General features: G+C 64.5%; 20 protein-coding genes and 1 tRNA gene. 10 read left to right on the top strand and 11 right to left on the bottom strand.

Features of this window, described 5'->3' with window-relative positions:
* Nucleotides 1–28 precede the first annotated feature (28 nt).
* On the top strand, nt 29–409 hold the full coding sequence (locus LCM4577_RS32015; RefSeq protein WP_040983208.1) for a PTS glucitol/sorbitol transporter subunit IIA: 381 nt from the start codon (nt 29–31) through the stop codon (nt 407–409).
* Between the two features lie 47 nt (nt 410–456).
* Nucleotides 457–2,442, top strand: coding sequence for a phosphoenolpyruvate--protein phosphotransferase (ptsP, locus tag LCM4577_RS32010; protein WP_071074730.1), 1,986 nt, complete (start codon nt 457–459; stop codon nt 2,440–2,442).
* A 17-nt stretch (nt 2,443–2,459) separates the two neighbouring features.
* Here the strand turns inward: ptsP and LCM4577_RS32005 are convergent, their stop codons facing one another.
* Nucleotides 2,460–3,242: a hypothetical protein gene (locus LCM4577_RS32005; RefSeq protein WP_041008509.1), complete on the bottom strand. Its 783-nt coding sequence runs from the start codon at nt 3,240–3,242 to the stop codon at nt 2,460–2,462.
* 152 nt (nt 3,243–3,394) lie between these two features.
* On the opposite strand from LCM4577_RS32005, the gene LCM4577_RS32000 reads away from it, so the two are divergent.
* Together LCM4577_RS32000 and LCM4577_RS31995 are read left to right on the top strand one after the other, a co-directional pair.
* Nucleotides 3,395–4,408 (top strand): sugar-binding transcriptional regulator, encoded by a 1,014-nt coding sequence (locus LCM4577_RS32000; protein ID WP_071074729.1) that lies wholly within the window; start codon nt 3,395–3,397, stop codon nt 4,406–4,408.
* Between the two features lie 34 nt (nt 4,409–4,442).
* Nucleotides 4,443–4,805 (top strand): hypothetical protein, encoded by a 363-nt coding sequence (locus tag LCM4577_RS31995; RefSeq protein ID WP_131803550.1) that lies wholly within the window; start codon nt 4,443–4,445, stop codon nt 4,803–4,805.
* 70 nt (nt 4,806–4,875) lie between these two features.
* Here LCM4577_RS31995 and LCM4577_RS31990 read toward each other — a convergent pair.
* From LCM4577_RS31990 to LCM4577_RS31970, 5 genes are all read right to left on the bottom strand, one after another.
* Nucleotides 4,876–4,952, bottom strand: a tRNA-Pro gene (locus LCM4577_RS31990).
* 54 nt (nt 4,953–5,006) lie between these two features.
* The gene (locus LCM4577_RS31985) at nt 5,007–6,275 is read right to left on the bottom strand and encodes an O-antigen ligase (RefSeq protein WP_071074728.1); all 1,269 of its coding nucleotides are present in this window, start codon (nt 6,273–6,275) and stop codon (nt 5,007–5,009) included.
* Nucleotides 6,272–7,807 (bottom strand): undecaprenyl-phosphate glucose phosphotransferase, encoded by a 1,536-nt coding sequence (locus LCM4577_RS31980; RefSeq protein WP_071074727.1) that lies wholly within the window; start codon nt 7,805–7,807, stop codon nt 6,272–6,274. Before LCM4577_RS31980 ends, LCM4577_RS31985 begins: the two co-directional genes overlap by 4 nt.
* 97 nt (nt 7,808–7,904) lie before the next feature.
* Nucleotides 7,905–9,035, bottom strand: a complete 1,131-nt coding sequence (locus LCM4577_RS31975) for a glycosyltransferase (RefSeq protein WP_071036276.1) — start codon at nt 9,033–9,035, stop codon at nt 7,905–7,907.
* Nucleotides 9,036–9,044: 9 nt separating this feature from the next.
* A complete protein-coding gene (locus tag LCM4577_RS31970) occupies nt 9,045–9,608 on the bottom strand; it encodes a polysaccharide biosynthesis/export family protein (protein WP_040983193.1) in 564 nt (187 codons plus the stop codon).
* Here LCM4577_RS31970 and LCM4577_RS31965 point away from each other — a divergent pair.
* The 3 genes from LCM4577_RS31965 to LCM4577_RS31955 all read left to right on the top strand — a co-directional run bounded on the left by LCM4577_RS31965 (nt 9,607) and on the right by LCM4577_RS31955 (nt 12,762).
* The gene (locus tag LCM4577_RS31965) at nt 9,607–9,777 is read left to right on the top strand and encodes a hypothetical protein (protein WP_157900522.1); all 171 of its coding nucleotides are present in this window, start codon (nt 9,607–9,609) and stop codon (nt 9,775–9,777) included. The two genes, LCM4577_RS31970 and LCM4577_RS31965, sit on opposite strands and share 2 nt — an antisense overlap.
* 93 nt (nt 9,778–9,870) lie before the next feature.
* On the top strand, nt 9,871–12,108 hold the full coding sequence (locus LCM4577_RS31960; RefSeq protein ID WP_071074726.1) for an exopolysaccharide transport family protein: 2,238 nt from the start codon (nt 9,871–9,873) through the stop codon (nt 12,106–12,108).
* A gap of 219 nt (nt 12,109–12,327) precedes the next feature.
* Complete coding sequence (locus tag LCM4577_RS31955) at nt 12,328–12,762, top strand: peptidylprolyl isomerase (RefSeq protein WP_041008622.1); 435 nt, start codon at nt 12,328–12,330, stop codon at nt 12,760–12,762.
* An 89-nt stretch (nt 12,763–12,851) separates the two neighbouring features.
* Here LCM4577_RS31955 and LCM4577_RS31950 read toward each other — a convergent pair whose 3' ends face one another.
* Nucleotides 12,852–14,081, bottom strand: coding sequence for a GNAT family N-acetyltransferase (locus tag LCM4577_RS31950; protein ID WP_071074725.1), 1,230 nt, complete (start codon nt 14,079–14,081; stop codon nt 12,852–12,854).
* A 91-nt stretch (nt 14,082–14,172) separates the two neighbouring features.
* On the opposite strand from LCM4577_RS31950, the gene LCM4577_RS31945 reads away from it, so the two are divergent.
* Nucleotides 14,173–15,231, top strand: a complete 1,059-nt coding sequence (locus LCM4577_RS31945) for a polysaccharide deacetylase family protein (protein WP_041008523.1) — start codon at nt 14,173–14,175, stop codon at nt 15,229–15,231.
* Nucleotides 15,232–15,261: 30 nt separating this feature from the next.
* Here the strand turns inward: LCM4577_RS31945 and LCM4577_RS31940 are convergent, their stop codons facing one another.
* Nucleotides 15,262–15,474 carry a DUF2842 domain-containing protein gene (locus LCM4577_RS31940; RefSeq protein ID WP_041008525.1) on the bottom strand — a complete coding sequence of 71 codons (213 nt, stop codon included), beginning with the start codon at nt 15,472–15,474 and terminating at the stop codon, nt 15,262–15,264.
* Nucleotides 15,475–15,625: 151 nt separating this feature from the next.
* Between LCM4577_RS31940 and LCM4577_RS31935 the strand changes: the two genes are divergently transcribed.
* Complete coding sequence (locus LCM4577_RS31935; RefSeq protein WP_071074724.1) at nt 15,626–16,717, top strand: COX15/CtaA family protein; 1,092 nt, start codon at nt 15,626–15,628, stop codon at nt 16,715–16,717.
* 10 nt (nt 16,718–16,727) lie between these two features.
* On the opposite strand, the gene LCM4577_RS31930 is transcribed toward LCM4577_RS31935, so the two are convergent.
* From LCM4577_RS31930 to speB, 3 genes are read right to left on the bottom strand one after another with little or no spacing between them, the layout of a single operon-like run.
* On the bottom strand, nt 16,728–17,561 hold the full coding sequence (locus LCM4577_RS31930; RefSeq protein ID WP_071074844.1) for an aminoglycoside phosphotransferase family protein: 834 nt from the start codon (nt 17,559–17,561) through the stop codon (nt 16,728–16,730).
* A 6-nt stretch (nt 17,562–17,567) separates the two neighbouring features.
* On the bottom strand, nt 17,568–18,500 hold the full coding sequence (gene argC / locus LCM4577_RS31925) for an N-acetyl-gamma-glutamyl-phosphate reductase (protein ID WP_071074723.1): 933 nt from the start codon (nt 18,498–18,500) through the stop codon (nt 17,568–17,570).
* 29 nt (nt 18,501–18,529) lie between these two features.
* A complete protein-coding gene (gene speB / locus LCM4577_RS31920) occupies nt 18,530–19,531 on the bottom strand; it encodes an agmatinase (RefSeq protein WP_071074722.1) in 1,002 nt (333 codons plus the stop codon).
* A 125-nt stretch (nt 19,532–19,656) separates the two neighbouring features.
* On the opposite strand from speB, the gene LCM4577_RS31915 reads away from it, so the two are divergent.
* Nucleotides 19,657–20,871, top strand: coding sequence for an acyltransferase (locus tag LCM4577_RS31915; protein ID WP_071074721.1), 1,215 nt, complete (start codon nt 19,657–19,659; stop codon nt 20,869–20,871).
* Nucleotides 20,872–20,877: the final 6 nt, after the last annotated feature.

Raw genomic sequence — 20,877 nt, 5'->3', positions numbered from 1 at the left:
ATCACTGGTAAAAAACGAGGTTCGCCATATGTCGGTTCTTCTCAAGACACGGGTCACAGCTATCGGACCCGAAGTGGCGGACCTCGCCGAGGGCGGCGTGGTCATCCTTTTCGCGGACGGCTCGCCTCCCGAACTGGCCGAGGTTTCCGTGCTTCACCTGACCGAGCAGGGACCCAGCGACGCCGCGCCGCAAAAGGGTGCTTCGATCACGCTCGGCCCGGTTTCGGCGACGATAACGGCGGTCGGCTCCACGGCCTGGAGCAAGGTGCGCGAGATGGGCCATGTCGTGATCTCCTTCAACGGAGCGTCCGAGGCCGAAAGGCCCGGCGAAGTCTGCGCATCCGAGGTAGACACAGGCGCGCTCGTGGCGGCCCTGACCCCAGGCGCTGTCATCACCATCGCCGCCTGATAATATCCGCGCTGTCTGTCGATAGCGCCCAAACCTAGAGTATTGCCATGGAACGCTCGACCATCGTCAGAGTGCACGAAGGTTTGCACGCCCGTCCCGCCACGCGGTTCGTGAAACTTGCCAAGGGTTTCGAATCCGACGTCGAGCTGGTCAAGGACGGCAAGGCGGTCAGCGCCAAGAGCTCGGTCAAGCTGATGCTCTTGGCGGTCAAGGAGAATCAGGAAGTCACAGTGCGCGCCAACGGCGCCGACGCGATCGAGGCAATTGAGGCGCTGATCGGCTATCTCGAGAACCCGCGCGCCGGCCTCGATGACGAGGGCGAGGCCGGTGAGGCTGGTTCGGAAACCGCGGCCGCGACGCCCGCTCCCGAGGCCGCGCCGCCTGCCGCCGCGGCGGTGGATGGCCCCCCCAAACTTCAAGGCGTCGCCGCCAGCGAGGGTGTGGCGATCGGGCCGGCCTTCGCCCATTTCCCGCCGGAGATCGAGGGACCGGGCAGGCGCCTGCAGGGCGACGAGATCGAAGATGAGATCGAGCGCTTCCGCGGCGCCGTCGCCAGCGTCCAGGCGCGCATGGATCGCACGCTTGCCGAGAACAATCTCTCCGCCGGCGACCGTGGCATCGTCGCGGCACTGCGCGACATCGCCGCCGACGACAGTCTGACCGGCGAAGTCGAAAGGCTGATCAAAGGCGGTGACGACGCGGTCTCGGCGGTCATCGCGGCCGCGGCCACCATCGCCGCCGATTTCAGCGCCGTCGACGACCACTATCTCAACGCCCGCGCCGACGACGTCCATGCCGTCGGCCGGCAGATCTGCCTGGTGCTGCTCGGCCAGGACGAGGTCAGCCTGGAAACCATACCGCAAGGCGCGATCCTGATCGCCGACGACATCGGCGCCTGGGACCTTGCGCGCGCCCCCCTGAAGCGCATCGGTGGCGTGGTCTGCGGCCATGGCGGCGCCACCTCGCACATCGCCATCATCGCCCGCTCGCACGGCATCCCGGCCGTGCTGGGTCTCGGCGACAAGGTCAACGAACTGCGCGCCGCCAGTCAGGTAGCAATCGACGGCAATGCCGGCCATGTGATCGCCGATCCGGATGAGACGGTGCGCGCCGACTTCACCCGGCGTGTCGAAGCCGCCGCGAAGGAGCGCGCCGGGCTGAAAGTGTTCAAGGGCGTGACGCCTACCCGCGCCGACGGCACGGTGATCGAGGTCGCCGCCAATATCGGCTCGCTGGAGGAGATCGAGGCGGCGCAGGAAGCCGGCGCCATGGGCGTCGGCCTGTTCCGCACCGAACTGCTCTTCATGCGCCACATGCACCTGCCGTCGGAGGACATGCAGGCCGAGACCTACAGCGCGCTGGCCAAGGCTTTCGCACCGCATTCGGTCATCGTGCGCACGCTCGACATCGGCGGCGACAAGCCGATCGCCGGCATCGAATTCCCCGACGAGGAAAATCCTTTCCTCGGCTGGCGCGGCATCCGCATGTGCCTGGATCGTCCCGACATCTTCAAGCGCCAGCTGCGGGCGCTGCTCAGGGCCGCCGTGCACGGCAACATCAAGGTGATGCTGCCGATGGTTTCGGAGATCGCCGAGGTCACGCGCACCCGCGCGCTGGTCGACGAATGCGCGGCTGAATTGAAGGCGGAGGGTGTGCCGTATGCGAGCTTCGAACTCGGCGTGATGATCGAGACGCCCGCCGCCGTTCTGATCGCGCCGGCTTTGGCAAAGGAGGTGGCGTTCTTCTCGATCGGCACCAACGACCTGACCCAGTACATCATGGCCGCCGACCGCCTCAACCCAACGGTCGCCAAGCTCAACGACGTCACCAATCCGGCGGTGATGTCGGCGATCGAGCTGACCGCCAAGGCGGGTGTCGCCGCCGGCATCATGGTGGGCATGTGCGGCGAGGCCGCCGGCCGGCCGGACCTGATCCCGACCTTCGTGAAGATGGGCCTGACCGAGCTCAGCATGAGCCCGGCCTCGATCCAGCGCGCCAAGAAGACCATCGCGGCCATGGCGGCCGAGCGATAGCGGATCCCACGCGGCGGTTACGTCAGATGCGCGAGCAGCGTGGCGAGAACCGGTGTCAACTCCTGGACCGCATTCGCATGGGCACAGGCCTGCCTGATGCGATCTTCCCGCACTTCGGCCGCCAGCACGGCGATCTCGAGAATATCGGGCTCGGGCGTGCCGTGCGCCTTGGTCGCCAGTCCGCAGGCAAGCACCACGGGCGCAAGGCACCTGATGTCGAGCGACCGGTCGCCGGCGATCGCCGGGCCTGTCCCGATCTCGCCAGGCTGGACCGGACGATGGTTGAGGCATTCGACGAGGAGAGCCGCGCAGGCCGCCGCGACCTGATCGGTGGATGCCGCGTCCGCCGTCGCGCCGGCCAGAAGATCCGCGTGGCGCTTGCGCATCGCGACATGCACGGCGGAAAAACTCGCCTCATGAACACGGGGATTGTCGATGCCGTAGCCCGCGAGAACCGCCCGGGTCAGGTAATACATATCACGCCTGAACTGACGTTCGCCGCCGATCTGCCGGTCCTCATCGCCTTGCGGGAAATAGGCCCGCAGGCTTTTCACGGTCGTGCCGTCGACCTTGAGCGGCCGGGAATGCGGAACGAAGGATTCGGCGATCGTCAGCGCCTCGTCGACAGCGCTCGCGGCATGGCCGAGCAGGCTGCGGCCCGGAAAGGGCGGCAAATTGCCGGTGATGTCGTGCGAGGTATCGCCGGCGCTGTCGTGACGGCCTTGGCGGATCGCGTCGCGCAGTTCCCGAAGCCGATCCTTCAGGTTGGCGCGGACATCCTCGGAGATTTGTCGCAGCATCGCCAATTGCCTCGAAATGCTGAAGCCGCTCACGGCTTGGGGCGCCAGTCGCCCTCTCTAGATTGTTCGTCTCGATTGGTAGATCAATAGACGATATTTAACCAGCATGCAGAATCGGCGGGACGGTGTCGTCGCCGGAGTTGGAGGGGAACTTGGGCAGGCGACGGCAGGGCGAACCAGAAAACGGCAGGGCGGCGGGCGAGGCATCCGAGCAGGTCGTCAGCGAAAGCCGGACCGACCGCCTCAGGATCCGCGCCGCCTGGATGTATTTCGTCGAACAGATGACGCAAAACGAGATCGCCGACGTGCTCGGCGTCGGCCGCGTCACCATCGTGCGCATGCTGGCGGAGGCGAGGGCGCGCAACGAGGTGAAGATCACCATCGAGAGCGAGCTTTTGGAGATCGTGCGGCTGGAGCGCGCGCTCGAACGGACCTTCGGCCTGCAGCAGGCGCTGGTGGCGCCGCTCACCGACCCCAAGGCCGATCCGATCCCGGCGATCGCCGCCAAGACCGGCATGTTCCTGTCCGACGCGATGAAATCCGGCATGCGGGTCGGCGTCGGCTGGGGCGTGACACTGTTCAACACCTTGCCCTTCATCAGCGCCAAGTCGCTCACCGATTTCAGCGTGATCTCGCTGCTTGGCGGCGTCGGCGTCGCGCGGCGGGTCAATCCGGCCGAGTTCGCCTGGCGCTTCGCCCAGATCTTCCAGGGAGACGGCTATCTGATGCCGACGCCGGCCGTCGTCGACAGCGTCGAGACCAAGATCGCGCTGGTGGAACGCTGCGGCCTGCAGGAGATTTTTGCAATGGCCGACGCGCTCGATGCGGTCCTGCTGAGCGTCGGCGGTATCGCTTCGGCCACCACCTTCTCGCGCGGTGGCTTCCTCAAGGAAGCGGACCGCGAGGCCCTGCTGGCGCGCGGCGCCGTCGGCGACCTTCTGTTCCATTTCTACGACCGCAACGGCGATCTGGTCGACCATCCCGTCAACAGCCACGTGATGTCGGTGGATGTCGACCGCCTGCGCAAGGCGCCGATCCGCATCCTCACCTCCGGCGGCGAGGAGAAGACCGACGCGCTGCTCGGCGCCATGCACCTGATCGCGCCGACCATCCTAATCACCGACGAGGAAAGCGCGCGCCGCATGCTGGCCGCGCATGGGGCTTGAATTTGACGATCGGCTGAGCGCGGAGACGGAAGCAGTGACCGCAGTGATCTGGATCTGTTGCTGCGGACTTGCGCTGATGGCGGCGGGTTACCTTGGCGTCCTCGGCAATTCGATTGGCATGCCCTTGGACGGTCCGTCCGGCCGACGTTTCCTGAAGAAGGCAGTGAAGAAACGAGGGGTTGACCTGACCCGAATTCCGGATCGGGTTTGGTGGGAGATCGTTGAGGTGAGCATTGCGACGGCGAGGTACAATGGCAATTTTCGCGCCGAATTTGCCTGCCAATTGATCCGTGAGGCCGATGCCATCGCAAGAACCGTGTCAGGCGTGACAAGTGAACCCCAGGATCGCCAGGTCAGGGACATTCTCGTGCGCAACGGCGTCATCGCGCCCTACTGACGGATCGTCCGCTGGGATAACACTGTCGAGCACGCGCAGGCGGCGTTCATGGGGATTTCAAGGGTTAGAATGGTCGGAGTGGCCGGATTCGAACCGACGACCCCTTGACCCCCAGTCAAGTGCGCTACCGGGCTGCGCTACACTCCGGACCGGGTGGCGATGTATCGTGATAAGGCGGTGCGGGTCAACCGAATTCGGTGGCTATCGCGCAGGTGAAATCGCAAGGGCGGATGCCGGCCTCGCCAGCCGCAATTCCCGCTGGTGCCGGTACTCCAGCGCGATCGCGCCCCAGACTAGGCCGAGCAGCAGGTAGAGATGACGCCAGTGGTCGATGTCGATGAAGGTGCCGAGGCCGATATTGCCGAGATAGGCGACATAGGCGCACAGAAGATAAGGCTGCCATGGCCGGTCGCGCAAAAGGATGCGGAAGCCGGCGCCGATCGTCCATAAGGTCAGCGTCAGGAACGACACGAAACCCAGCCAGCCGTAATCCATCAGCGCCTTCAGCCAGATATCGTGGGTATCCTCGCCATAGATCGTGCCGAACACCAGCGGGCCGATACCGAGCGGATGCTCCATCGCAAGCTGGAAGCCGATCGTGTAGCGGGCGAATCGGCCGAGCCGAGCCGAATCGTAGCTCTGCTCGAGCTGCGCGCGCTGCGTGAACATGTCCGACACGCCGGGCAGTTGCAGGATGATCAGGAAAGCGATGACCAGTAGCGCCACGGCCGCGATCGTCATCACCACCACCCGCAGCCGGAACCTGCCGCTGGCGCTCTGCAGGAACAGGCACGCGGTAAGCAGCACCGCCGACACCGCGAACATGCCCCAGGCGCCGCGCGAGAAGGAGAAGAAGATGCCGGCGGTGATGATGAGCAGCGGCACCGCAAGCAGCGGCATGCGCGACACCGGGCCGGTGAGCAGCAGGTAGAGCAGGTAGGTGCCGGGCAGCACGAGGAATGGCCCGAACACGTTCGGGTCCTGGAAGGCGCCGGCCGCGCGGTCGTATTTGGTGAACATTTCCGCGCCGGGAAAGGCATGGAAGTAGCCGGCGATGCCGAGCAGCGACGTCGCCACCGCAGACACGACATAGGCGATGAAGATCAGCCGGTAGAGGCTGGGCTGGACCGAGGTCACGGAGGCGAAGAACACCGCGCTGAAGGCGAGGAACAGCGAGACGGCGAGGTAGAGCGGCGTGTTGGCGAGATCCGCCATCTGCGTCATGGCGATCATGCCGCCGATGTTCATCGCCACCAGAAGCACCAGCAAGGGCACGATCGCGCGCGAGATCCGCAGCCCGAACAGCGCCMACACCGCGATCAGGCCGGCCATGTAGATCTCGTAAGGCGCGGGCTCGCTGATGACGAAGCCGGAGAGCAGGATGCCGACGCCGATCGCCGCCGATGCGATCAGCGAAATCAGCTTGGCGTTGATCGCCTGCGGCGGCAGCTCATGGGCGATGGCGCTCAATAGGCATTTTCCGTGTTGAGCAGGCGGACCGGCGTCAGGAACAGGATGCGCAGGTCGAACAGCATCGACCAGTTCTCGATGTAATAGAGGTCGTATTCGGTGCGCATGCGGATCTTTTCATTGGTGTCCATCTCGCCGCGCCATCCGTTGATCTGCGCCCAGCCGGTGACGCCCGGCTTGACCTTGTGGCGCGCGAAATAGCCGTCGACCACCTCGTTGTAGAGCAGATTGTGCGACTGCGCGGCGATCGCATGCGGGCGCGGCCCGACCAGCGACAGAGAGCCGAAGAGCGAGTTGAAGAACTGCGGCAGCTCGTCGATCGAGGTCTTGCGGATGAAACGGCCGACGCGGGTGACGCGCGGATCGTTCTTGGTCACCGTCTGCTTGGCGGTCGGGTCGGACCGGTCGGCATACATCGAGCGGAACTTGTAGACCTCGATGATCTCGTTGTTGAAGCCGTGCCGCTTCTGCTTGAACAGCACCGGCCCCTTGCTGTCGAGCTTGATGGCGATCGCCGTGGCAAGCATCACCGGCGAGAAGACGATGATGCCGACAAGCGAGAAGACGATGTCGAAGGCGCGCTTGGCGACCGAGTCCCAGTCGTTGATCGGCTTGTCGAAGATGTCGAGCATCGGCACGGAGCCGATATAGGAGTAGGCGCGCGGCCGGAACTGCAGCGCGTTCGAATGCGCCGAGAGCCGGATGTCGACCGGCAGCACCCAGAGCTTCTTCAGAAGCTGCAAGACGCGCGATTCGGCGGTGAGCGGCAGCGACACGATCAGCATGTCGATGCGCGCGATGCGGGCGAATTCGATGAGCTCCGAGATCGTGCCGAGCTTCGGATAGCCGGCGACGATCGGCGGCGAGCGCTTGTCGTTGCGGTCGTCGAAGATGCCGCAGATGCGGATGTCGTTGTAAGGCTGCTTCTCGACCGAGCGGATCAACTGCTCGGCCGCCTTGCCGCCGCCGACGATGAGGGCGCGGCGCTCCATACGGCCGTCGCGCGCCCAGCGGCGAATGAGCCTGGACATCACCAGTCTCAGGCCGAAGATCAGCACGAAACCGACCACGAACCAGGTGCCGAACAGCAGCCGCGAATAGTCTTCCGACGCCTTGATGGCGAAGGCGGTGAGCGCCATCAGCGCGAAACTGCCGGCCCAGACAAGCAGCACCCGGCCGAAATTGGCAAGCGGGCGCATCAGCGCCGCGATCTGGTAGCTGTCGGTGACGTCGAGCAGCACCACGGCCAGGAACGACGTCGCCGCGATTGCCAGCGGATATTGCCAGGCCAGATAGCTGAAGAAGCCGACATAGTAGAAATAGACGCCGAGCCCCGACAGGAAGAGCACCGCGAACTCGACCATGCGCAGCACGCCGCTGACCATGATCGGCGACATCGTATCGCGCCGGTATTGCGAGGCGACCTGGCGCGCCACATCGTTGATGCCGCCCGGCTTGCCGCCATCGGCGGGAGCATCGTAATTGCGCACCGCATCCATGGAAAAGCGGCGCGCGGGGTCGATCTCATTCATGGGAACTGTCCGCGAGCTTCGCGAAACTGCATAGCAAAAGAGAGCTAAGAAAGACTTGAAACAACCGGTGGTTTTGAAGCTGTCGGGCCGGCCGCAGCTATTTGTTCAGCGCGGCGAAATAGGCCTTCTCGATCTCGGCCGCCATCACATCGGCTCCGAACCGGGCCTTGAGCTCGTCCGTCTGCGGCATCGCCTTGCGGTACGTGTCGCGGTCGCCGAACACTGTTTCCATTTTGCCTGCGAGCTGCGCGGGATCCGGCCGGATCAGGGCAGGGGAGCCGTCGCCGAAGATTTCCGGAATGCCGCCGACCGCGGTCGCGATCATCGGCATGCCGGCGGCCAAAGCCTCGAGCACGATATAGGGCATCGCCTCCGCCCGGGACGGCACAACGATCAACCCGGCCAGAGCGAAAGCTTGTCTCGCCGGCATGGGCGGCAGGAATCGGACGTGACTCTTCAGGCCGAGTCGCTCCACTTGCGCGTGGTAGCGCGGCAGGTCGTCGCCGTCGCCCACCATCACGGCGCTCAACGGACGGCCCAACGCGCTGCCGGCCAAGGCCAGGGCGTCGATGAAGATATCCGGGCCTTTCAGGTCGCGCATCATGCCGATGTATAGAAAATCGGCGGCATTCGCCGCCGTCGTCACCGGTTCGAATTCGGCTGCGCGCAGGCCGTTGTAGACAAGCGTGTTGGGTATGGGCGGCTCGCCGACCTTGCGGCGATAGGTGTTGCGCTCATAGTCGGAAACGAACAGCAGGCAGTCGGTGAAGCGCGCCATGAAGCGCTCCAGGCCGAAGAACAGCTTTCCCGTCGCCGTCGTTTCGTCATAGTGGAGGGAGCCGCCATGCGGCGAATAAAGGCGGGCCACGCGAGACCTTGAAACCCGCAACAGTGAGCCGAACAGCCGGGCATAGGCGCCACCCTTGGCGCCATGCCCATGCAGCACGTCCGGCCGCAATTCCTTGATGATTCGATAGGTGCGCCAGGCCGAGGCGAGGTCGCCCGGCCCGACATGACGCTGCATCGGCGTGCGATGGATGCCGAGCGCGAGGCTGTCCTTCATCGCCTCGAACAGCCGCTCCTCGTAGTCGCCGCCGGTCGTCGAGTCGCAGACGATGCCCACCGCATGGCCGGCGGCGACCTGCGCCTCGGTCAGGTCGCGCACGTGCCGGAAGATTCCTCCGACAGGTGAGCGGAAGCAGTGGACGATCCTGAGATTCACCGCCACGACGGATTTTCAGAACAGGCGTTCGCGGACGTAGACGGTGTCGCCGGGCAGGAGCGGATCGGATGTCAGCACCCGTCCGGTCATCACCTTGCCGTTGATGTCGCGGGTGATGTCGACGCTCTCCTGATTGGCGCGCGGCGTGAAACCGCCGGCAATGGCGACCGCCTTTTGCACCGTGAGTCCCGGCACATAGGAATACTGGCCGGCAGCGCCCACTTCGCCCATGACGAAGATCGGCCGGTAGCGGTCGATTTCGACCGAAACATCGGGGTCGCGCAGATAGCCTTGGCGCAATTTGTCGGCGATCTCCTTTTCCAGCTGCTGCGCAGTATGGCCGCGCGCCGGCACCGCGCCGACCAGCGGGAAGGAAAGATAGCCGGACTGGTCCACGCTGTAAGTGTTGGTCAATCCGTCCTGCTCGAACACCGTGACACGGACACGGTCGCCGGCGCCGAGCCGGTAGGGCTGGTCGAGCACCTCGTGAAAGGCGGCGGGCGTCGGGCGGTAGCTCGAGCAACCGGTGAGCAGCGACAGGGCAAGCAAAGCGCGAAAGAGGGAAGCAGTGCTTTTCATGACCGGCCAGGAACCTTCATCGCTCTTGCCGCAAGCCGCGGCACAACCCCAGGAAAGTGCGACCGTTATCATCCTGTTAGGGTTAATGGGCGGTAAAGGAGCATGGTCCGGGACCGCGTCGATCGGCAAAAAACCAATTGTTCTATTGCTTTCGAGCAATCTTCTTTGAGTGTTCTCTAATAAGCATGCGTTCTGATCTTAACGGGTGAGTTACCATAGTTGTTTACGGTCCATCCTCGACTCAAAGTTCGGAGCAGGATGCATGTCCGTTCAGTCCGCGGCCGCTGATGTCGATGTCGACCTGAGACAGCTTTTCGCCAGCCTGGCGCGAAACTGGCTGCGTATTGTTCTCGTGACCCTCGCGGTCACCGGTCTCGCCTTCGCTTTGGCCTGGCTCGCGACGCCTTATTATAAGGCGACGGCCAAGTTGGAGATCGGCTCGCGCGAATCGGAATACACCCGGCCGCCGGGCACCAATGACGACGAGAAGCCGATTCTCGACGAACAGGGCGTCGCCACCCAGGTCCAGATCATTTCCTCGCCCGACATCCTCAAGCAGGTGGCGGCCAAGCTTAATCTGGACAAGCTGCCGGAGTTCGACGAAACGCTGAAGATGTCGGCGCTCGGACGCATGCTCGTTCTTGTCGGCTTGAAAAGCGATCCCTTCGATATTCCGCCGGAAGAGCGCGTGCTGAACGCCATGCACGACAAGCTCAATGTCTATGCCGTTGAAAAGACGCGTGCGATCGCCATCGAGTTCGCCTCGAAGGATCCCAAGCTTGCCGCTGACATCGCGAACGGCATCGCCAACGCCTATATCGCCTCGAAGGGCGACGCCAAGCTAGAATCGAACGCCGCCGCCACCGACTTCCTGGCGCCGGAAATCGCCGACCTGCAGAATCGCGTGAAGGACGCCGAGGCGAAGGTCGCGGCCTTCCGTGCCCAGTCCGACCTTCTGATGGGCGGCAACAATGCGGTACTGCCGACTCAGCAGCTCGCGGAACTATCAAGCGAGTTGTCGCGCGTGCGCGCCAGCCGCGCCGCCGCCGAGGCGAGCGCCGAGAGCGTGCGCCGGGCGCTGCAGAATGGCGGTTCACTGGACAGCGTGCCGGAGGTCCTGTCCTCGGAGCTGATCCAGCGCCTGCGCGAGCGCCAGGTGGAGCTCAGGGCCAACATTGCCGACCTTTCCACGACCTTGCTCGACAACCATCCGCGTATTCGTGCGCTGAAGTCGCAGCTTGCCGACCTCGACGGTCAGATTCGCAATGAGGCGCAAAAGATCATCCGGGGCCTGTCGGCTCAGGCTCAGACGGCCAAGGCGCGCGAGGATCAGCTGGTTGCCGACGTCAACACGCTGAAGGCCGCCTCGGCGCGCGCCGGCGAGCAGCAGGTGCAGCTGGACGCCCTGCAGCGCGACGCGAGCGTTCAACGCCAACAGCTTGAATCCTATATGGCAAGTTACAATGCGGTGGCCTCGCGCAAGGATCGCAGATACTCGCCTGTCGCGGCGAGCCTGATTGCAAGCGCCCAGGTGCCGTCCCAGCCTTACTTCCCGAAGATCGGGCCGATCACCGGTGCCGCTGCAGCCGCTTCCCTGTTGCTGATGGCGATCGGCACGCTGCTTGGCGAGTTGTTCTCGGGCCGCGCCATGCGCCCGGCCGCCGGCGCCCGCTTCACCGATATCGAGCAGGTGGCGATGCCTGCGGCCAGGGTGGAACCGATGGTCGCCGAGGCACATGACGAGGGTCAGGCTTTCGCGCCTTACGAGGAAGCCGCTGCTGGACACTCGATCGCCGAAGCGGAGCTCCCGAGACCGACCGAAAGCGAGCTGGCCGAGGATCGCGCAAGCGCAGTGAAGGCCTCCGAGCCGAGCGAATCTGTGCCCGAGCCAAGGCAATCCAGGCTCGGCGAGATCGATATCGAGAAGGCTGCTGAGAAGCTGATCGCCTCAGGCGCCGCGCGGGCGATCTTCGTGTCGCCGGAAGGCGACGAGGCGGCAGCGTCCGCCGTGCTCGTGGCGCGCGAAGTATCCGACGCCGGTCTGCGCGTGCTGCTGCTCGATCTCACTGCATCGGGTGCGGCGTCGCGGCCGATGCTGGACTCGAGCCTGTTCCCGGGCATCACCAATCTGCTCGCTTCCGAGGCGCAGTTCAGCGACGTCATCCATCCCGATCTCTATTCGGATGCACATGTCATTCCGGTCGGCACCGCCGATCCGGTCCGCGCTATGCGCGCCGCCGACCGGCTGCCCATCATCATGCAGTCGCTGACCACGGCCTACGACCTCGTCGTGGTCGAATGCGGCCCGGCCGATGCGCAGGGCATCAGCCGCCTGGTCGGCGACGGCACCGAAGTTTTCCTGTCGATGCTGGAAGCCGACGATCAGGTGACGCAGGCCGCGGTGAAGCTGATCGAGAACGGCTATCCGGACGTCACGCTGGTCACACCGGTCGGCCATGAACCGGGGGATCCATTGCCCGGACGCCGGTCGGCCGCGTAAGGCTGGAGGCCGGGGCCGCGGCGAATCGGACTTGGCTCAGCCCGGGCCGTTCTTAGCTGCAAGAGCGAACCGGGCATTTCTCTACGACTCCTGTACTTTACATCGGCGGCGAGGCACCTAGTTTTGGTGCTTCGCGCTGCGCATTTCGTGCGTGGAATGGTCGAGAGCGGGACCGTGAACCCTAGGCCGGTCCCTCAAAACTCCCAAAGGATGGCTGTTATGACACAGGCCAAGAACGGCGACACCGTACGCATCAACTACACTGGGCGTCTGGTCGACGGGACCCAATTCGATTCTTCCGGCAGTGAACCGTTGCAGTTTACACTGGGTGAAGGACAGGTAATTCCTGGCCTCGAAACCCATGTCGAGGGCATGGAGGTCGGCGCGAAAAGCACCGTCACCGTCCCCGCCGACGCCGCCTACGGCCCGCATCGCCCCGAGGCGGTCGTAACCATCGACCGCACAAGCGTGCCGGACAACATCAACGTCGATATCGGCACCCGATTGCAGGCCCGCACCCGCGAGGGACGACCCATGCAAGTAACGGTCGTCGGCGTGGACGATTCCAGCGTCAAGCTCGACGGCAATCATCCGTTGGCCGGAAAGGACCTTGTGTTCGACGTTGAATTGGTCGAGATCGTTCAGGCGGCGTAGGAAATAGAGCGGTTCCGCCGAGTCCCCTCAGGGTCTCGGCCCGCTTGCGGGCATCGCCCGCTGCGGTGATTGTGCGCCTCTGACCAGGCCTAGCTGTCGTCTTCAACCGCGACAGGTGCTGCCTGCCCGGCAGCCTTGCGACGCAGCATCTTGGTCAGCTTCCAGACGGTCGGATTGTTCTTGATGAAAGCCTTCGCCCGCGCGCCTTGCCGCAGCCCTGTCGCCAGCGCCCGGCCCTTTAGCGTCAGCGGCGCAAGCACTTCGAAATGCTGGACCTCGATATCGCACCAGAGCCGCTTGTAGGGCTCGTCGCCGACCGAGAAGTCGTAGACCTCGAAGCCAAGCTCGCAGGCTTCCTGGATGTTGTCGAAGAACAGGAAATCGCCCGGGCTGGTGAAGGCGAGGTCGTCCTCGGCGATGGCACCGAACTCGCAGATCAGCCGCTTGCCCGAGCGGCTGGAGCCGGTGATCGCGCGCAGCTTGCCCGCCACGTCCAGGCCGTGCAGCAGGAAGGGTGGCTTTTCCTCGGCCAGCGCATCGGTAAACAGCGCCCGGAAGAAGTCGCGTACCTGCCTGTCGCCGAAGACATTGGCGATGCCCATCTTGGCGAAGCGCACTTCCTTCATATCGAGGAAAGCGTCGAGCAGCCTGTCGACCTCCTCGCGGGTGCGGGCCTCGACGCGGCGGAAGGTGCCCACAGCCTCGAACTTGCGCGTCTGCGAACGATGCTTCTTGCGCTTACGCTTGCYGCTCGCGCGCGACAGCAGCGCATCAAACCCGCCGTCGAGATCGACGGCGAGAGCGAGGTTTGGACTTGGGAAGCCGGGCAGCATGGCGAGCGGGTTGGCGACGCCATCGAGGTTGGGCAGCAGCCTTTCCAGCGAGATCAGGTCGATATCGGGCCGTGCTTTGGCGATCGCCTTGAACATCGCGCGGATCGCCGTGCCGTCGATGGCGGGCAGGAACTGCGGGTCAGTGGCGGCGAAATTGCCGTTGGCATGCCGACCGCCGGCGAAACGGGCAACCTTGAAAGGGCCGTGTCGCACCACTTCCAGTGCCAGCGACAGCGCCGGGCGAGCATCGCAGGCCATCGTCGCGACAACCATGTCGGCGCCGGTCGCGGTCGCCCAGTTGCTTACCCAGGATGCGCTTTGCGCCGGCGCAAACAGCGCCGAGGCGCAGAATTGAGCGTAACCGGCAAGGCCGGCGCCGTCGCTTGCGGCCGCAGTCCACCGACCCTGATCGGCTCGCATGGAGCGCGCGGAAATCTCGTTGGCCGCGACCCGGTTGCCGTCAAATGACGCGGCGGCGTCAACCATCCCTCAATCCTTAAGACGTATTGGTTCCGACTTGGGGGTTCGCATAGGCGAATGTCGTGCTTGGATGAGCCTAGGCGCAAAAGGTGAAGGAATGATCGACGGGGGCGAGGCAATCCGGAAACTGGCGTTGAACCTTGCCCGCTACTCCGGTCTCGCGCCCTTGGCGCGGCCGTTTGTCGGCGGCATCGGCGCCATCCTGATGTTGCATCGCGTGACCGCGATGCCGGAGAAGCCGAACAGCGTCAATCGCCATCTGAACATCGCTCCCGCCTTCCTCGACAGGCTTATCGCTGACATGAAGGGGCAGGGCTATACCTTTGTTTCCCTTGATGAAGCGATCGAACGCATCAGGAATGGCGGCAAGGACGGTCAGTTCGCCACGATCACCGCTGACGATGCCTATCGCGACAACATGACGGAAGCGCTGCCGGTGCTGGAAAAGCACCTGGCGCCGATCACCATCTACGTCGCGCCCGGCTTGATCGACGGCGCCGCCGACCTCTGGTGGGATGTGATCGAGGACATCGTCGATACCAGTTCGCGCCTGACGCTGACGATGGCGGGCAAGCCGACGCTGATCGATTGCTCGACGCCGGGCAGGAAGATCCAGGCCGTCGCGCGGCTGAACGCCTGGCTGACCGTGGAAGTCCCCGAGCAAGAGCAGGGCGCCGCTCTGCGCGAACTGGCCCGTTTGAATGGGTTCAAATTCGGCTCGGGCCGCCCATGCACCTTGATGAACTGGGATGAGCTTCGCACCATGGCCGCCCATCCGCTGGTGACCATCGGCGCGCACACCGTCAACCATCGCAACTTGAAGCGGCTGTCCGAAGCCGATGCGCGCCATGAGATCGGCGACGTCCGTCGCATCCTCAAGGAAAAGCTCGGCGAGGAGCCGCGTCATTTCGCCTACCCTTACGGCTACGCCAGCGCGGTCGGTTGCCGCGAGGTGGGCTTCGCCCGCGATGCGGGTTATGCCTCGGCGGTGACCACGCGGCACGGCGTGCTGCGCGCCGAGCATGCCTGCTTCCTGCATGCGCTGCCGCGCATCTCCGTCAACGGCCGCTACCAGAGTGTGGCGCATATCCGCACGATGCTGTCCGGCATCACGACGCCGCTCGCCAATGCCGGCAAGATGGTTGTCACCATCTAAACTAGCCGGCGGCGCCGGCGCCGGCGAGGCTCAACCCTTCGGCCGCTCGATGATCAGCCATTTGATGATGGCCATGGCCGGCAGGACCCAGAGAAAGCCGCTGAGCAGGAAGAACAGGAGATGCGCGGTGGGCCCGTATTCGGCGAGCCTGGTGACCGCGACAGCTGAGGCGATCAGCGCATAGATGACGACCAGCGCCACCAGCAATATGGTTCCGATCAGCTTTTTCAGGCGAATGGGCATGTCGCGATCTCGTTGATCGGCCCCGATTAGGCCGAATGATGGGCGCGCGCAACCGTCGCGGTCCGGCGCGACGGCGTGCCGCGCTGTCCAGTCTTGCCAGTTGGGCGGCCTTGGTCCACCAATCGCGCGTTTCAACCGCCGGACGACCGAAATGGCTGCCATCACCGCCACAGCCCCCTATGCCGCACGCGACCGCGACCTCCACAACCGCGCTTTGGTGCGCGGCTGGCTCTACGTCGTGCTGCTGGTGCTGGTTGCGCTGGTGCTGGTCGGCGGCTCCACGCGTCTCACCGGCTCGGGGCTGTCGATCACGGAATGGCAGCCGATTCACGGCGTCATCCCGCCGCTCAACGACGCCGAATGGCAGGAGGAGTTCCAGCGCTACCAACAGATTCCGCAATATGCCGAGATCAACAAAGGCATGAGCGTCGAGGACTTCAAGTCGATCTTCTGGTGGGAGTGGGCGCACCGCATCCTGGCGCGCAGTGTTGGCGTGGTCTTTGCCCTGCCGCTGCTGTTCTTCTGGGCGACGCGCCGCATCGAACGAGGCCTCGGGCTGAAGCTCGTCGGCATCCTGCTGCTCGGCGGACTGCAAGGCGCCATCGGCTGGTGGATGGTGGCCTCGGGCCTGGTCGACCGCGTCTCGGTCAGCCAATACAGGCTGGCCACGCATCTGACGCTTGCCGCGCTGATCTTCACCGCCACCATGGTGGTCGCGCGAGGTCTCGCGCCGCATTCGGAACCGGCTGCCGACCGGTCGACACAGCGGCTCGCCGGCTTCATCGTGCTCCTGACGCTGATCCAGATCTATCTCGGCGGGCTGGTCGCCGGGCTGCATGCCGGCCTTTCCTACAACACATGGCCGCTGATGGATGGAAGCGTGATCCCGTCCGATCTGCTTCTCTTGAAGCCCGCCTGGCTGAACTTCTTCGAGAACCCGAAGACTGTGCAGTTCGTGCATCGCATCGGCGCCTATACGGTTTTTGTCGTGGCGCTCTGGCATATGATCGCGACGTGGCGGCGCCAGCCCGGCACCACCCATGCCCGCCGCGCCACGCTTCTGTTCGCGCTGGTGGTCGTCCAGGCCTCGATCGGCATCGGCACGCTCTTGATGCAGGTGCCGCTGCACATGGCGCTGACGCATCAGGCGATCGCGCTGGTGCTACTCGGCTTTGCCGCCGCGCACTGGCGCGGCACCAAGGGCGCTTATCCGCTGCCGACCGAGATAAGCGTCAGAAGCTGACGACCGGCGATCAGAATTGTAGCCGAACCTTTCGAATGGCCTCAACGACGGCCAATTCGCGGTTCTCGTCGACCGCGTTCTTGTCCTCGCGATGCCATGCGGCCGACAGGCAGCCATAGGCGATCGCATGGTCGAGGATGGCGCGCGGCGACTGCCCGAGCGTCTCTCCGAATATGTCGGCCATATGCTCGATCCGGCGTGGATCGAGGCAGAGATCGTCGCGGTCGAGCGGATTGTAGAACATGTTCGCCGCATCGAAGCCGGGGTCGCCGAGCACCCCCTTGGGGTCGATCGCCAGCCAGCCGCGCGGGCCGAAGAGGATGTTGTCGTGATGCAGGTCGCCGTGCAGCGGCTTGATCTCGTGCTGATCGGCTAGCAGCCGCTCGGCGAGGTCCGCGGCGTGGACATAGAGGCTGGTTCGTCCGGCGGTCCGRTCGGCCTTGGCCACCCGGAACAAGCTCGCATATCGTTCCCGCAGCGGCTGCAGGTTKGGTGGAGGCGTGTGCTCGGACGACGACAGCAGCTTCGCCATCACGCCGGCTGCAATCGCGGTCGCGGCATCGTCGCCGTGCTCCGCAAGATGCTCGCACAGCAGCCTGTCGCCGGCATACTCGATCAGCATGCGATGACCGTCGCGGCTGAGCAGCCGCACCGCGCCTTCGCCCCGCCGCCAGGCGAGATAATGCTCGCCGCGCAACTCGTCCGCGACGTCGTCGAAGGGTTTCAGGTCCTTGACGATCGCCGGCGAACCATCCTCTCGCGTTACCTTCCAGATCCGGCTGGAAAAGGTCTCTGCAATGAGTTCGGGAGCGCTGACCTTCCAGCGCTCAGGGAATGCCTGCATGACCACTCAGTGCTTGATGCCGAGCATCAGGTCGAGATTCTGCACTGCGGCGCCAGACGCGCCCTTGCCGAGATTGTCGTAGACGGCCATCAGCAGCGCCTGCGCCCGCTCGTCATTGGCGAACACATAGACCTTCATCCGGTTGGTGCCGTTATAGACTTCCGGATCGATCTCCGGGATGCGCTCCATATGCGTGTATGGCGCGACCTCGACCACGCCGCCGTCGATCGATGCGTAATGGTCGGCGATCGCTGCGTGAAGCTCGGCGCCGGTCGGCACGCGGTCGAGACCGCCGAGCTGCAGCGGCACCACGGTGATCATGCCCTGCGCGAAATTTCCCACCGCCGGCTGCATGATCGGATCGTGCGACAGCTTCGCATAGGTGCGCAGCTCCGGCACATGCTTGTGCTGCAGCGTCAGCCCGTAGGGCAGGAACTCGGGCGCGTCCTCGCCCTTGCCGACATAATCCTCGATCATCGGCCGGCCGCCGCCGGAATAGCCGGAGATGCCGTTGACGGTGACCGGGAAATCGGCCGGCAACAGGCCGGCCGCAACTAGCGGCCGCAGCGTCGCGATCGGTCCTTGCGGCCAGCAGCCCGGATTGGCGATGCGTTTCGCGCTGCCGATCTTCTTCGCCTGGTCCTTGTCCATTTCGGCGAAGCCATATTCCCAGCCATCGGCGACGCGATGCGCGGTCGAGGCGTCGATCACCTTGGTCGTATCGTTYGTGATCAGCGACACGCTTTCCTTGGCCGCCGCATCCGGCAGGCAAAGGATCGCGACATCGGCCGCGTTGAGGAATTCGGCGCGAGCGGCAGTCTCCTTGCGGCGCTCGGTCGGAATCGAGATGATCTCCAGGTCGCCACGGTCGGCCAGCAGCGCCCTGATCTGCAGGCCCGTCGTGCCGTGTTCGCCGTCAATGAAGATTTTCGGTTTCATCGCTTACCAAATTCCCTGCGATTCCAATGTCATATGCCGTGAGCATGATTTATCGCGGCATGATTGCCGTTGTTCAACTCTTCCGCCCGTGCCTTTCGTTCCGCCAGCAGGCCAAGATAATGCATGGCGATGATCGATCCGGCGATCGCCGTTATATCGGCATGATCGTAGGCCGGCGCAACCTCGACGATGTCGGCGCCGACGATGTCGATCTGGCCGAGCTGGCGCAGCGTCGACAGCATCTTTGCGGAGGACGGCCCTCCGGCGACCGGCGTGCCCGTGCCGGGCGCGAAGGCAGGGTCGAGGCAATCGATGTCGAAGGTGAGGTAGGTCTTCTTCCCGCCGGTGCGCTCCACGATCGCATAAGCGATGTCGGAGGCGCGCATTTCCTCGACCTCGTGGCCGTAGAGGATCTTGATGCCGAACGTGTCGGGCGCGTGGGTGCGGATGCCGATCTGGATCGAGCGGTCGGGATCGATGATCCCTTCCTTCACCGCACGCGCGACGAAGGAGCCGTGGTCGATGCGCTTGCCATCATCCGGCCAGGTGTCCTGATGCGCGTCGAACTGCACCAGCGCCAAAGGTCCGTGGATCGCGGCATGCGCCTTGAGCAGCGGCCAGGTGACGAAATGGTCGCCGCCGAGCGTCAAAAGGAAAGCGCCTGATTTCAGGATCTTGGCTGCCTCGCGTTCGATGGTGCCGGGCGTCTTCTGGTGATTGCCGCTGTCGAGCAGGCAATCGCCGTAGTCCACCACCGAGAGGTGCTCGAAGAGATCGCGCGAGAACGGATATTGCGGGTCGTTATCGAGGATCGCCGACGCGCGACGGATCGCCTGCGGCCCGAAGCGTGCGCCCGGCCGGTTGGTGACGGCGGCGTCGAAGGGAATACCCCACACGACGGCGTCCGCGCCCTTCACGTCCTTCGTGTATTTGCGCCGCATGAACGACAGCGCGCCGGCATAGGTCGGCTCGAGCGACGCGCCCGTCTTGGAGCGGGCGGTGAAGGCGTGGTCGATCTCTTGATTCGCCATTACGGGTCCTCGGTTTTCATCGGGGCAGCCACCACTACAGAACCGGCACGCAACATGCCAGTCACAGCTTGCGGAAAGGAAGCGGCGCTCGGCGAGTGCCACGGCAACACAGGATCTGTATCATTATGGCTGAGACGGCTCTGCTCAACCTTGCGCCCGCACCCGCGGCGACCCGTGTCGGCACGATGGCCGGCGAGCGCTTCCTGGTGCTGGATTCCTGGCGCGGCATCTGCGCGCTGCTGGTGGCGCTGTTCCACTTCCCGACCACGTCGGTGATTTCGCAAAGCGCCTTTGTCGGCGGCTCCTATTTGTTTGTCGATTTCTTCTTCGTGCTCTCCGGCTTTGTCATCGCCAGCGCCTATGGCAGCCGCCTGAACGAGCAGGATGACCTTGCGCGCTTCGCGTTGGTGCGCTTCGGCCGCATCTACCCGCTGCATGTCCTGATGCTTGCCGCTTTCGCCGGCTTCGAGGCGCTGCGGCTCGTCCTGCCGGCGCTGCACGGAGCGGGTCCGGCACCCTTCACCGCCGGTTTCGACCTGAAAAGCCTCGTCGCCAACCTGTTCCTCTTGCAGGGCATGGGCGTCGAGGATCATCTAAGTTGGAACGCGCCGAGCTGGAGCATTTCGGCCGAGTTCTTCACCTATCTGCTGTTTGCCGCAGTTGTCTTCACCGCCGGCCAGCGCGCTTGGATATGGTTGGTCGCTGCCACGGTGACGGCGCCGCTTTTCCTGCTCGCGGTCTCGACCCGTCATATGGACGTGTCCTTCGATTTCGGTTTCATCCGCTGCCTTTACGGCTTCTCGCTCGGCGCTTTGCTTGCCTGGTTTCAGCATGATTCCATTGCAGAGGCGCGACAGGCATTGAGCGACGGGGCAGGGCGCCTCGCCTGGACGCTGGCGGAGCTTGCGATGATCGCGGGGATCGCGCTGTTCGTCTCCATCGCCGGCACCAACGACATCGGCATCGCGGCGCCGGTCGTCTTCGCCCTTGCGCTTTACCTGTTTGCGCATGAGGGCGGCTTGGTCAGCGCCCTGCTTCGCAGCCGGCCGATGCTGCTGCTCGGCTCGCTCTCCTATTCGATCTACATCGTCCACATTTTCGTCCAGGCCCGCATGATCAATGTCGGCGGCCTGATCGAACGCAAGCTCGGACTCGGCATCGTCGGCGACCTGATGCTGCGCGGCGATCACGCGATTGGCTTCGGCGCCGGCTCTCCCTGGATCGGCTTCGCGGCTCTGGTCGCCATGCTGGTCGCCGTCATCGTCGCGTCGTGGTTCACCTGGCGCTTCGTCGAAATGCCGGCGTTGGCCTGGTTCCGCCGCCTAGCGAAGAGGATTTGACGGACC

Source organism: Mesorhizobium sp. LCM 4577 (genome assembly GCF_001854795.2).
Lineage (GTDB): Bacteria > Pseudomonadota > Alphaproteobacteria > Rhizobiales > Rhizobiaceae > Mesorhizobium > Mesorhizobium plurifarium.
Note: the sequence above shows the minus strand (reverse complement) of the source record. Positions and strands in the feature narration are given on the sequence as shown.